Origin of the sequence: Nocardia sp. NPDC051756 (genome assembly GCF_040681495.1) — a bacterium.
Lineage (GTDB): Bacteria > Actinomycetota > Actinomycetes > Mycobacteriales > Mycobacteriaceae > Nocardia.
The window spans coordinates 1-12,378 of the sequence record NZ_JBFAYV010000002.1 but is presented as its reverse complement, the minus strand read 5'-3'; the positions used below and the strand labels follow the sequence as shown (position 1 = coordinate 12,378).

Below are 12,378 nucleotides of genomic sequence, written 5' to 3'. Positions count from 1 at the left end.
CGCGCGGTCAGCGGGTGAGCAGGATCTGGTGCACATCGAGGTAACCGCACCGGAATCCGGCCTCGGCGTGCGCCAGATACAACCGCCACATCCGCCGGAAGATCGGATCGAAGCCCAGTTCCGCGACCCGGTCCGCGCGCGCGTTGAACCGCTGCTGCCACAGCCGCAGCGTGTGCGCGTAGTGCTCGCCCATCGACAGTTGTTCGCGGACAACGAGTTCGGTGCGCCGCCCGGCCACGTCGGCGAGCAGCCGGGTGGACGGCAGGAAGCCGCCGGGGAAGATGTACTTCTGCACCCAGGTGTAGGTGTAGCGGGTGGCCAGCATGCGGTGGTGCGGCATGGTGATCGCCTGGATCACCGCGCGGCCGCCGGGCGCCAGCACCTGGTCGATGGTCTCGAAGAACGTCTCCAGGTACTCGTAGCCGACCGCCTCGATCATCTCCACCGAGACCACCGCGTCGAATTCGCCGGTCACCTGGCGATAATCGAGCAGATCGATGGTGACTTGTTCGGAAAGCCCGGCGGCGGCAATGCGATTCAGCGCGAGCGCGCGCTGCTCCGTGGACAGCGTCACCGAACGCACCGTCGCGCCGCGAGCGGCCGCGCGCAGAGCCAATTCGCCCCAGCCGGTGCCGATTTCGAGCAGGCGAGTGCCCGGACCGACACCGGCGCGGTCGAGTATCCGATCGATCTTGGCCTGCTGAGCAGCGGCCAGATCGGCCCAGCGCGGCGGCGGCGCGGTGGCCGGGAACAACGCGCTGGAGTAGGTCAGCGTCTCGTCCAGGAACAGCTCGAAGAGATTGTTCGACAGGTCGTAGTGCCGGGCGATATTGCTTCGGCTGTTCGACTCGCTGTTGCGTTCGGCGGCGGGGTGCCTCGAGACATAGAGCCGGCGTAGCGCGCGTAACGGCGCGGGCACGAGTGTGTCGATGTGCGCGGCGAACACGGTCAGCGTGGCGGCCGGATCGGGTGCCGACCAGTCGCCCGCCATATAGGACTCGCCGAAGCCGATCAGCCCGCCCACTCCGAGCCGGGCGGTGAAGTCGGCCGGGCGGTGCAGGATCAGCCGCGGCGCGTCCTCCGCGCCGCTGCCGAGCACCGTCCCGTCCGGATACTCCACCCGAATCGGCAGCGTGCGGACGGCCCGCCGGAACAACCGGTCCGCCACCGCCGCAGCGATCGAGGCACGGGTACCGGACGGCACCCGCTCGACATCGGGCCAATACGACGAGGATGGTGCCGTGACATGCGTTTGAATACTCACCGCGAATACTCCTCGAAGTGCTTGGCGGGCCGGGGAACGAGAGGCAGGCCGCGCGCCCAGAGCTGCACGCCGTGCCAGCGAATGAGCGCCGAGACCACAAGTGGGGCAAGGGGTACCGCCACTGTCGCGCGCAGGATGGTACGGACGGTGGCCGAATGGCAACGTCCGGTCATCGAGGCGGCGAAAATCGGCTGGTGATCGATGAGGGTGATGGCGACCCGCAGCCGATCGGTGGGTTCGGGCAGGCGCATCCGGTATTCGCCGCGGACCTCGTTGAACGGGGAGACGTAGAAGCTCTTCTCCGTGGCCGCGACGCCGCGGGCGTCGGTGCGCACCAGGTAGCGGTGCCGTCCGCCGTAGGTGTTGTGCACCTCGGCGATGACGCAGACCAGGTCGCCGCTGTCGTCGCGGCACCAGAACAGGGTCAGCGGGTTGAACACGTAACCGAACACCCGCGCGTTCGTGAGCATCAGCACGCGGCCGCCATGTAGGTCGATGCCCTGTTCGGCGAGGTAACCGTCGATGTTCTCGCGCAAGGTGCGGTCCGGATCGCCGAGATGATCGGCCGCGCGGAACCCGGCGAGTGGGCGCAACCAGCGCGGCAGTCTCGGCATGTCGTCGAGATCGACCAGCCAGCTGTAGCTGCGGTAGTCGAACTCGTGCCGCAACGGCGTGAGGCGCACGTGGTGGATCCGCGTGCGAACGATCTGCGCGGTCGTATTCACGAGGTACGCACTGCCGCAACAGGTTTGGCCGTCCATCGCGCACCGAGTCGTTCGGCGGCGCGCAACCCGGACAGCGCGCCGTCCTCGTGGAACCCCCAGCCGTGATACGCGCCGGCGAATGCCACTCGCGCATCACCGATCTCGCCGAGCCTGCGCTGCGCCGCCACCGAACTCGGGGTGTAGCGCGGATGCTGATAGACCATCCGATCGATGACCAGCTCCGGATCGACCCGATCCCCGTCGCCGAGGGTGACCAGGAATCGCGGCTCGTCGTCGAGCCGCTGCAACCGGGTCAGGTCGTAGCTGACCAGCACTCGATCCGTCTGCGCTGTGCAGGACGGCAGCCGGTAGTTCCAGGACGCCCGAGCCCGAGCGGCGCGCGGCAGCACCGACACGTCGGTGTGCAGCACCGTGTGATTCACCGAATACGGCACGGCGGAAAGGATTTCGGCTTCCGCCTCGGTCGGCTCGGCGAGCATTCGCAGCGCCTGATCCGGATGGGTGGCGATGACCACGGCATCGAACACTGTCACCTCGTCCGTGTCGTCGCGCACCGCGACGCCGTCGGGGAGCCGGTGCACGGCCCGCACCGGGGTGCCGACCCGCACGGTGTCGAGTCGCTCGGCGACCGCGCGAACGTAGGTGGCCGAACCGCCGACGACGGTGCGCCAGGTGGGGGAGTCGAACACCGTCAGCATGCCGTGATGGTCGAGGAAGGTGAACAGGTACCGCGCCGGATATTGCAGCGCGGTGCCCGGATCGCAGGACCACACCGCCGCGACGAGCGGGGTGAGGAAGTGCGTGACGAAGTAGTCGGAGAAGCCGTTCGCGAACACGAATTCCGCTAAGGTACGGCCGGTTTCGGTTTCGTGCGCCAGTTCGGCGCGGGCCAGGCGATGGAATCGCGGCACCTCGGTGAGCAGGCGCAGATAGCGTCCACGCGCCAACGACCGCGGCGCGGCGAACAATCCGCCGGCGCCGCGCGCGCCCGCGTATTCCAGGCCGCAGCCATCGCAGCGCACCGACATGCTCATATCCGATTCCTGCGTCGCGATGCCCAGCTCGCCGAACAGCCGCAGCAGCGTCGGATAGGTGCGGTCGTTGTGCACGATGAACCCGGTGTCCACGCCGATCGACCGGCCGTCGCGGCCGGCGACCTCGTGCGTATCGGCATGACCGCCGAGCCGGTGGTCGGCCTCGTAGAGCGTCACCTCGGCGGACCCCGACAGCACCCAGGCCGCGGTCAGCCCGGCCACGCCGCTGCCGATCACCGCGACCCGCCGGACGCCCGGCTCGGTGTGCTCGCCCATGTGTTCCTCCTCGTCGCCGGTCACCCGCAGGTGGGTGGCTGGCGGATTGCCACCGCGGTCAAGCGACCGGGCCGGCGTTGCCTGTTCCGCCACGCCGTGCCGTTTCGTGTGTTGCCTCGATTATGCATCGTTTCATGGCAAGGGCAACGTACGATCCGTCTCACGGACAGCGGTGGCACGACCGCAGGCCGTCAGGGTGTCGTCGACCTCGGGAAGGACTTCGCCTCGGTGTCATCGGCGGATTGCTCGCGCAGAGAGAATTCGGCTCCGGCGTGGATACGCGCGGCCGGGTCAGCTCAGGAGATCGACGGCGTCCGCGAGGCTCGCGACCCGTTCGGCCGCCTCGGGCAGGATCACCGCATCCCAGCCCGGTCCGCCGACGAGCACCCGCGACCCCGCGTCGAGGCAGGCCCGCACCGCCGAGCTCAGCGCCGTCGATTCCTGCTGCGACCACAGCATCACCGCGGCGGGCCGATCCTGTCGCGCGAGGCTGTCGGTCAATGCGCCGGTCGGCACGTCCGCGCCGAGCATGTGCGCGCTGACGTCGCGCTCGGCCAGGGCCGCGCGCAGCACCTCGAGCGGAAGGGCGTGCGTCTCGCCGCTGGTGCAGGCCAGCACCACCGGCAGCGGGGCGGGTGCGTCGGGCGGTGGATTGGTGCGATGCAGCACCGAGGTGATGCACCAGGACAGCATGTGCTCGACATCGATGCAGCCCTCGCCCGCGCCTTGGCGGGCGACGATGTCGCCGAATGCCGGGCGGCACAACCGATCCCACGTGTCCACCACGCCGTAGGCGCGGAAATGCGCCTCCAGATAATCGGAGACCGCGCGCGTCTCGAGCGTGAATGCCGCGGCGAGCAGGGGGAATCGGTCGCCCAGCCGAGGCGTCGGTCCACGCACCGCGGCCGCCGCACCCGCCGGGCTCGCGCCATCCTGGATGAGCGTCAGCATCTGTCCGAGCAGCGCGATGTCGGCCTCGGTGTAGAGCCGGTGCTTGCCGGGCCGGTGCTGCGGCGGGCCGATGTTGTAGCGGCGGTTCCAGCTCCGCAGGGTCGCGGTGGGGATGCCGAGGCGCTCGGCGACCGCGCGGACCGTGTAGCCGGCCGCGTCGGAAACGGGAGCGGAACCGGCGGACATCGCCCTATTCTGCCTGTTCCGGTTCGCCTGGTTCGCCATGCCCGGGCGGTCGCGCGTCGCGCGGGGTGTCCGGCGCCCGGGCCACGGCGATCAGCTCCGCACGGTGGTGGCCGCGGTGGCGCCGCACAGCAGGCCCCAGCCCGCCGCGACGGCGATCGCCTTGCCGCGCTGTGGTCGCCCGCGCAGCGCGAGCCCGAGCACCGTGGCATCGGACAGATCGGCCGTGACTCGGGCGGCGATGGCCAGCCGGAGCGCGTTCGTGGTCGGGGCCGCCAGCATGGCCAGACCGGACGCGACGTCGCGCATCGCCACCATCCTGGCCACCGCGCGCAGGGCGGGGTCGTCGTCGGACCAGCCGCACGGTCCGAGCATGACCGCGGGCCGGGCCGCGACCGCGACGCCGTATCCCGCGGTCAGCGCGCCTGCGAGCCGGGGCAGCCAGGGGAAGGTCACGGGTTCTCCTTGAAATCGGGGGTCTGCATCAATCATGCATCGTTATCGGTTAGCATGGCCAGTATCGTCGATTTCCGAGGAGTTCGCGTGACATCTCGAACGAAGCGGTTTCCCGTTCGCCTGCTGGTTGCTCTGGCCGGATCGGCCGTCGCACTGCTGGCGACAGGTAGCGCCCAAGCAGCCCCCACCCCGGTCGCCGCGCCCGCGCCGGTGTCCTCGCTCGACCTGAACCGGTACCTCGGCACCTGGAATCAGCTCGCGGCGGTGCCGCAGTACTTCAACCTGGTCTGCGCCCGCGATACCCAGGCGAACTATGCACTCGACCCGCAGGGCAACGTCTCGGTGCGCAACACCTGCACCACCTGGTCGAACATGAACAACGAAATCACCGGCACCGCAACGATCAACGACCGGATGACCGGCGCGCAGCTGCACGTCAGCTTCCCCGGCGTGCCCACGCAGGAGCGGATCGACGGGCCGACCAACTACATCGTGACCGCCCTCGGCCCGGACTACTCGTGGGCGCTGGTCACCGATCCCGGCCGGACCTCCGGCTTCGTCCTCGCTCGCGCGCCGATGCTCGACGCGGCCGCATGGCAGGAGGTGCGCGCGGGAATCGTTGCCGCAGGCCAGGATCCGTGCTTCTACCTGACCTCGCCGACCACCGGTGGTCTAGCGGATATCGCCCCGCTCTGCACACTCTGACCACGCCTGCGGCGCCTGTGAGGGTCGCGTCGACGGTGCCGGGCTTGAGCCGCCCGACGGTGCCGTGGCGCCGCCCTCATGGACGCCGAGAGGTAGTCGACCCACCCTGTGAAGAGGAGTAGATGACCGTCACCATCGCTCTGTTCACCCGTGACCTGCGGGTGCACGACAACCCCGTGCTCCGGGCGGCGCATCGCGAAGGCGCCTCGGTGGTACCGCTTTTCGTCGTCGACGACGCCATCGCGGCGGGTCGTTTCGCGTCCCCGAACCGGGCCCGCTTCCTCGCCGCCGCGCTGAGCGAGCTGGACGCCGAGCTACGCGCGATCGGTGGCCGCCTGGTGGTGCGCCGCGGCGATGTGGTCACGGAGGTGGAACGGGTTGCGGCGCAAGTGCATGCCGACAGCGTGCACATCGCCGCCGACGTAAGCCGGTATTCCAGCAAGCGTGAACAAGCTTTGCGGGAACGGCTCGATCAGCGCGGTTGCCTGCTGCACACCCATGCTTCCTCGATCACGGCCGCCGATCCCGCGGAACTCGTACCATCCACCGGGAGAGACCATTTCGCCGTCTTCACCCCGTACTTCCGGCGCTGGGCCGAGACGCATCAGCGCAAACCGTTCGGCAAGCCGCGCGAGCTGACCATGCCGCCGGTGGACAGCGATCCGCTGCCGGACGCCGAGCAGCTCTGCGCGGGTCCGACCTCGCCGCAGCTCGCCGTCGGCGGCGAGACGACCGGGCGAAAGTTGCTGCGGGACTGGCTTTCCGGACCGATCGAGGGATATGAAGAGAACAACGACGACCTCGCCGCCGACGCCACCTCGCATCTGTCGCCATATCTGCACTTCGGTTGCGTGTCGCCGGTGGACCTGGTGAATCGGGTCGACATGTCGACGCCGGGCGGTCACGCCTTCGCCCGGCAGCTGGCGTGGCGCGACTTCCATCACCAACTGCTCGCCGCCCGGCCGGACGCGGCGTGGTCGGACTATCGGCCACGGTCGATCACGTGGCGCGATGATCCCCAAGCCGTCGAAGCCTGGAAGGACGGCCGCACCGGCTACCCGGTCATCGACGCGGCCATGCGGCAATTGCTCGCCGAAGGCTGGATGCCGGGACGCGCCAGGCTGATCGCCGCCAGCTTCCTGGCCAAATCGCTGCGGGTGGACTGGCGCGTCGGCGCCGAACACTTCCTGCGCTGGCTGGTCGACGCGGACCTGGCGAACAACCAGCTCAACTGGCAGTGGGTGGCAGGCACCGGCACCGATACCCGGCCGAACCGGGTGCTCAACCCGCTGCGCCAGGCCAAGCGCTACGACCCGGACGGCGAATACGTGCGCCGCTGGCTGCCCGAGCTGGCGCACATTCCCGGTGCCGCGGTGCACACCCCGTGGCGCGAGAACGTCGATCCCGCCGATTATCCCGCGCCGATCATCGAGTGCGTCGGCATGTAGCGCACCGATTTCGCCGCAGATGAAGCGTTGCCCTTCCTAATCCCGGCCGCCGGGTCTTGAATCGATGCATCGAGGCTTTGCCGTGCTCGAGGAAAGGGGCCTGTCATGCTGGGCACCGTCGATTTCGCGATCACCATCGGTCGCGTATTGGACACATTGCAGAAAGCGCTGTTCCTGCTCGTCCTGGGCGGCTGAGCTTGCCACCGGGTGCCAGACTGGTCCGATGGCAACCGTTGTCGCGTTCCACGCGCACCCGGATGACGAAACTCTGCTGACCGGCGGGACCTTGGCGGCCGCGGCCGCGGCCGGGCACCGGACGGTGATCGTCGTGGCCACCGACGGGCACATGGCCGCGCTCGACGGCCGGAAAGCCTTGCGGCTGAACGAGTTGGAGGCGAGTGCCGCGGCGTTGGGCGTCGCCAGGGTGGTGCATCTCGGGTACGCGGACAGCGGCCACGGTGCCGTGCTGTTCGCGGATCCGCCGGACCGCATGCGGTTTCTGCGGGCCGAGCTGGACGAGGCCGCCGAACGGCTGGCCGCGATCCTGCGCGAGGAGAACGCCGAAATCCTGCTGAGCTACGACCGCAACGGTGGTTACGGACATCGCGATCACGTGCGAGTGCACGAGGTCGGCATCCGCGCCGCCGAACTGGCCGGCGTGCCGCGGGTGCTCGATGCCACCATGCCGCGCGAAAATGCCGCTCGCATAGTGCGGTTCCTCGAGTTCCTGCGGGTCCGGGTCGGCATCGCCGACATCGGCTCGCTCTACAGCGCGGGCTCCGAGATCACCCACCGCATCGATGTGCGCCGGTTCGCGGCTCAACGCAAAGCGGCTGTCGCCGCGCATCGTTCGATCGTCGAGGGATCGAGCACCTTCGCCGCGATCGCCAAAGTTCTGCTGCGGCTGCCGACGCCGGTCCTGGGCCGGGTCATGCACTGGGAGTGGTTCGTCGAAGAGGGCGCACGGCCGATGGGCGACCCGCTCGACGATATCTTCGTGCCTGCCCGTCGTTGACCTGATGCGTGCCGCTGCGTCCGGTCATCGAGATCGACGGTGCAGCAGTCAGGTTGACGCATCGACTGCCAATGCGCGCGGCAGCACGACCGTGAAGATCGCGCCTTCACCCGGTTCGCTGTGCACCGTGACCCGCCCGCCATGCGCCGCGACCAGCGCGTGCACGATGGACAGACCGAGCCCGCTGCCGCCGCTCGCCCTGGTCCTGGAGGTATCCGTGCGGTAGAAGCGCTCGAAGACCCGGGCAGCCGCATCGGGGGACAAGCCGGGCCCGGAGTCGATCACATCGACGCGGACCTCGTCCCGAAAGGGCTTGAGCCGCACCATTACCGCCGCCTCGGGCGGGGTGTGGGCGACGGCGTTGCCGAGCAGGTTGGTGAGCACCTGACGCAAACGTGGTTCGTCACCGATCACGTCCATCGTGCCCTCGCCCGTGTCCACCACCACGCCGATGCGGCGTTCGGGCGAAGTGGGCGTTGGTTTTTGGCGGGCGGCCATGGCTTGCGCGTTGTGCACGACATCGCCGGCCAGCGTCAGCAGATCCACCGGTTTGCGCTCCAGCGGGCGCTTTTCGTCCAATCGGGCCAGCAGCAGCAGGTCTTCGACCAGCAAGCCCATCCGCTCGGCCTCGGACTCGATCCGCCCGACCACCATGGCGGCGTCGGTGCTCGCACCCTGCCGATACAGCTCCGCGAACCCGCGGATGGTGGTCAGCGGCGTGCGCAGCTCATGGCTGGCGTCGGCGATGAACCGGCGCATCTTGGCCTCGGAGCGCCGGGCCGCCTCCTCCGACGCCTCGGTCGCCGCGACGCCGTATTGGATCTGGGCGAGCATCTCGTTCAACGAGCGGGCGAGATGATCGACCTCGGTGTCCACGCCGCGCACCGGAACTCGCCGATGCAGATCACCGCCCGCGATGGCGGCCGCGGTGTCCTCCACCTCGCGCAGCGGGCGCAGGCTGCGCTGGATCACCAGATAACCGACCACGCCCAGCGCGACCAGCGCGATGGTGCCGGTGGCGAGCTCGAAGAAGATCAAGCGCGAGACCGTCTCCTGGTTGTCGGTCAGCGGCAAGCCGATGGTGGTCGAGCCGAATTGGTTCGAGGTGGTCAATACCCGCCAGTGCATGGACGAGTCGTCGGCCGAGCCGACCGTCGTCGGCGCGTCACCGGACTGGGCGCTGAGATCCGGTATGCCCGAGGCATTTCCGCCGCCGGGTACCTCGAAGAGCACCTGGCCGCCTGCGCTCTTGTGCAGCTCGAAGAAGCGGCGCGGTTGTTCGGCTACCGATCGCGGCTGGGGCGGCGGTCCGGGCAGATCGGCCGGAACCCATTGCAGCGCACCGTCGTTGGTCCGCACCTGTTTCATCTGCCGCGGCTGCGCCCAGCCGCGGGCCGCGTCGAAGAGTTGCTCGTCGGTGCGCTGGGTCAGCGATTGGCTCAGGGCCGAGGTCACCGCCGCTCCCGAGGCGATGAGTGCCGACGCGGTGAGCACGAGCAGCGCGATCACCAGTCCGATCCGGAGCGGGACCGACGCCACCCGGCGCGACAGCCTGGCGCGCGCGTTCATGTCCGGCTCGATTGCCGTGCGCCCGGCGGCTGACCAACGCCGATCCCGTTTCGCGCGAGAGGTGTGCCGATCATGAGCCCATGATCGCGGCGCTACCGCTGGCCGAGCTGCGAGCGAGCTGGGTATCTGCTGTGAGCGCCCGGCCAGGGGTGTCCGCACCGCGCCGTTGCGCCGCGGACACCCGGGCCAGTTGGCTCGAGCCGGTCGGCGCTGATCCGGCGTAGAGAACAAGTACCCATTCGGTGCGCCGGTCACCCCACGAATTTTTCGCGACTTCGATCGCGCGGGTGAATTCGCCGAATCTCGGCGGGCCGCGCCCCCGGTCTGGCTAGCGTGAGTTGCGTTGGCCGACCGATCAGTGGCGGGGAGTGCGATGACGATCATCGATGCGTGGGCGCAGCATCCGACGATGCGGATGGTGGAGCACGACATGTTCGATTCGCTGCGCCGGTGGGGTGCGCCGCTGCCCACCGAGCAGCCGCCGGTCGCCGCGACCGTGGCCGCGATGGACGCCGGCGGCGTGCACACCGCGTTGATCAGCGCCTGGTACGGGCCCGAGGGGGCGCTGATCTCCAATGACGAGGTCGCCGCGTTCGTCGCGGAATCCGCAGGCCGGTTCGTCGGTGTCGCGTCGGTGGATCTGCGTAAGCCCATGGCCGCGGTCCGCGAGTTGCGCCGTGCGGTAACCGAATTGGGGATGAAGGCACTGCGCGTCGTGCCGTGGTTGTGGGGTCTGCCGCCCAACGACCGCCGCTACTATCCGCTCTATGCCGAGTGCGCCGAACTCGGCATCCCGTTCTGCACCCAGGTCGGGCACACCGGGCCGCTGCGCAGCTCGGAGACCGGGCGGCCGATCCCGTACCTGGATGACGTGGCCCTGGACTTCCCCGAACTGGTCATCGTCGGCGGCCACATCGGCTACCCGTGGACCACCGAAATGATCGCGGTCGCAACGAAATACCCGAATGTCCACATCGATACCTCGGCCTACGCCGTGCGTCGATACCCGCCCGAGTTGGTGGCCTACCTGAAGCAGCACGGTCGGGAGAAGGTCTTGTTCGGCACCAACTTCCCGATGATCATGCCGGATCGCGCGCTCGCCGGACTCGATGAGCTGGAGTTGGACGACGAGGTTCGCGAGTTGTTCCTGTCCGGCAACGCGCGCCGGGTGTTCCGGTTGGACGAGGTCAGCGCAGGCTGATCGGGGTCGTGCTCCGATGGCCGGTGTCCGGATCTACCACGGACAGCTGGAGTTTGCCCTGTTCGCCGGGGTCGAACGGTTCGAAGCGGCTGAGGTGGAAGCTGCCGCGGGCGTCGGTGTAGGCCTGGCCCCAGCTGCGGGTGCTCGGTGCGCGGGTCCAGCCGTCGACGTAGATGTGCACGGTGGCGTCGTGTGCCCAGCCGGTGCCGTCGACGGTGAAGGTGGTGCCGGTCTCGCGGACGGTCGGGCGGACGGTGAGCGAGAATCGTTCGGGCCGAAGCTGTTCTGCGACAGCGGTTGTAGTGCCGACGGCTAGTGATCCCGCGACGGTCAAGGTCAGCAGCGCCGCGAGGGCGATCCGGGTCATCGTGACGGCTCCTCACACGGTTGCGGGGATGCGTCGCCAGGTCAGCGCTCGACGTAGCGTACGTCCGCCCACGTGCACGATCCCGGTCAGCGTCAAAGCGTCGCCGGCCAGCGACATCTCACGCACCTGTTCGGTGCCCGCCCACTCGGGATTGGTGCACACGGTGATCCCGTGCACCATCTTCCCATCGGTGATCCGCCACGTCCCCGCGTATCCCTTGTACCGCGGGTCGGCGTCGCCGGTGCGCATCATGCTCACCGACATGTGCTCGTCTACGCCGTAGATGAGCAGCCCGCGCGGCGCATCGCCCAGCGGCCCTTCGCTGATCACACCCTGCTCATCGGTGTCGAGATAGGACGCCAGTTCCCAGGTCCCGACCAGATCCGTCGCACGCATGGGTCCATCATGCTGCCCGCCAGTTAACGTCGCCGTCCGCCGTCGCGAAAGTCCACTTAACCGGCGCCGCAACCGCGCTGCCCTGCAAGGTCCGCAGGACGCCGACTAGGGAGGCCCATCATGTTCGACCGCACCCAGCTACTCGTCCTACCGGCACTCGCCGCCGCGCTGGCCCTCACCGCGAGCCCCGCCACCGCGCAACCCGGCGACCTCGACGAATGGACACCGGTCGACTACACGCAGTACCTCGCCACCGACGCCGAACACAGCGGCGGCCTCTACTTCCGCACCCCCGACGGCCGCAACTGCGCCTTTCACTGGAACAGTGGCCCCGTAGGCTGCGACGCCGTCTCCCTCGACGCCCCCGCCGGCACCAACCAAATCCGCGCCTCCATCATCGAACCCGCCCACTTCGTCACCGCCGACCGCCCCACCTTCACCCACCCCAACGGCGCCAAAATCCTCCCCGAAGGCCACAAAGTAACCTTCGCCAACACCACCTGCGGCGTCGGCTACCAAGGCACCGTCGACTGCGAAACCGGCACCCACGGCTTCATCCTCTCCGCCGTCTACAGCATCCTCTACTGACCCGCCACAGCGACCAGATCCGCACCCTCTCTCAGGATCCGCACCGGCTTTCTGGCCCAATTCCAAGTGCAAATCCCGAGTGCGGGTGCAGATTTCATCGACAGTGGGACTGTCTCGCTAAGGGTGTTTCCGGCGGTTTCTCTCAGTAGGTTTGTGCGTTGGGCCAGCGGTCGGCGAAGGTGATCGCGAAGGCGTTGACC

Annotated in this window: 13 protein-coding genes; 5 read left to right on the top strand and 8 right to left on the bottom strand. The window is 68.8% G+C overall.

Going from position 1 to position 12,378, the window contains the following annotated elements; genetic code table 11:
• Nucleotides 1–7 precede the first annotated feature (7 nt).
• From AB0M22_RS06055 to AB0M22_RS06035, 5 genes are all read right to left on the bottom strand, one after another.
• Nucleotides 8–1,264 (bottom strand): cyclopropane-fatty-acyl-phospholipid synthase family protein, encoded by a 1,257-nt coding sequence (locus tag AB0M22_RS06055; protein ID WP_364721774.1) that lies wholly within the window; start codon nt 1,262–1,264, stop codon nt 8–10.
• Nucleotides 1,261–1,989 carry a DUF1365 domain-containing protein gene (locus tag AB0M22_RS06050; protein WP_364721772.1) on the bottom strand — a complete coding sequence of 243 codons (729 nt, stop codon included), beginning with the start codon at nt 1,987–1,989 and terminating at the stop codon, nt 1,261–1,263. The genes AB0M22_RS06055 and AB0M22_RS06050 overlap by 4 nt, the downstream gene beginning before the upstream one ends.
• Entirely contained in the window at nt 1,986–3,299 is a 1,314-nt protein-coding gene (locus AB0M22_RS06045) for an FAD-dependent oxidoreductase (protein WP_364721770.1), read from the bottom strand. The genes AB0M22_RS06050 and AB0M22_RS06045 overlap by 4 nt, the downstream gene beginning before the upstream one ends.
• A gap of 291 nt (nt 3,300–3,590) precedes the next feature.
• Nucleotides 3,591–4,436 (bottom strand): MerR family transcriptional regulator, encoded by an 846-nt coding sequence (locus AB0M22_RS06040; protein ID WP_364721768.1) that lies wholly within the window; start codon nt 4,434–4,436, stop codon nt 3,591–3,593.
• A gap of 90 nt (nt 4,437–4,526) precedes the next feature.
• A complete protein-coding gene (locus AB0M22_RS06035; RefSeq protein WP_364721766.1) occupies nt 4,527–4,889 on the bottom strand; it encodes a hypothetical protein in 363 nt (120 codons plus the stop codon).
• A gap of 87 nt (nt 4,890–4,976) precedes the next feature.
• Here AB0M22_RS06035 and AB0M22_RS06030 point away from each other — a divergent pair, with 87 nt between their 5' ends.
• From AB0M22_RS06030 to AB0M22_RS06020, 3 genes are all read left to right on the top strand, one after another.
• Nucleotides 4,977–5,594, top strand: a complete 618-nt coding sequence (locus tag AB0M22_RS06030; RefSeq protein WP_364721764.1) for a lipocalin family protein — start codon at nt 4,977–4,979, stop codon at nt 5,592–5,594.
• Nucleotides 5,595–5,716: 122 nt separating this feature from the next.
• Nucleotides 5,717–7,042, top strand: coding sequence for a deoxyribodipyrimidine photo-lyase (locus AB0M22_RS06025; RefSeq protein WP_364721762.1), 1,326 nt, complete (start codon nt 5,717–5,719; stop codon nt 7,040–7,042).
• 223 nt (nt 7,043–7,265) lie between these two features.
• Nucleotides 7,266–8,057: a PIG-L family deacetylase gene (locus tag AB0M22_RS06020; protein ID WP_364721760.1), complete on the top strand. Its 792-nt coding sequence runs from the start codon at nt 7,266–7,268 to the stop codon at nt 8,055–8,057.
• Nucleotides 8,058–8,105: 48 nt separating this feature from the next.
• On the opposite strand, the gene AB0M22_RS06015 is transcribed toward AB0M22_RS06020, so the two are convergent.
• Entirely contained in the window at nt 8,106–9,626 is a 1,521-nt protein-coding gene (locus AB0M22_RS06015; RefSeq protein WP_364721758.1) for a HAMP domain-containing sensor histidine kinase, read from the bottom strand.
• Nucleotides 9,627–9,999: 373 nt separating this feature from the next.
• Between AB0M22_RS06015 and AB0M22_RS06010 the strand changes: the two genes are divergently transcribed.
• On the top strand, nt 10,000–10,827 hold the full coding sequence (locus AB0M22_RS06010) for an amidohydrolase family protein (RefSeq protein WP_364721756.1): 828 nt from the start codon (nt 10,000–10,002) through the stop codon (nt 10,825–10,827).
• Here the strand turns inward: AB0M22_RS06010 and AB0M22_RS06005 are convergent.
• The gene (locus AB0M22_RS06005; protein ID WP_364721754.1) at nt 10,814–11,194 is read right to left on the bottom strand and encodes a hypothetical protein; all 381 of its coding nucleotides are present in this window, start codon (nt 11,192–11,194) and stop codon (nt 10,814–10,816) included. The genes AB0M22_RS06010 and AB0M22_RS06005 overlap by 14 nt on opposite strands.
• Before the next feature lie 12 nt (nt 11,195–11,206).
• Nucleotides 11,207–11,590 (bottom strand): lipocalin-like domain-containing protein, encoded by a 384-nt coding sequence (locus AB0M22_RS06000; RefSeq protein ID WP_364721752.1) that lies wholly within the window; start codon nt 11,588–11,590, stop codon nt 11,207–11,209.
• 120 nt (nt 11,591–11,710) lie between these two features.
• Between AB0M22_RS06000 and AB0M22_RS05995 the strand changes: the two genes are divergently transcribed.
• Complete coding sequence (locus AB0M22_RS05995; RefSeq protein WP_364721750.1) at nt 11,711–12,178, top strand: hypothetical protein; 468 nt, start codon at nt 11,711–11,713, stop codon at nt 12,176–12,178.
• Nucleotides 12,179–12,378 lie beyond the last annotated feature (200 nt).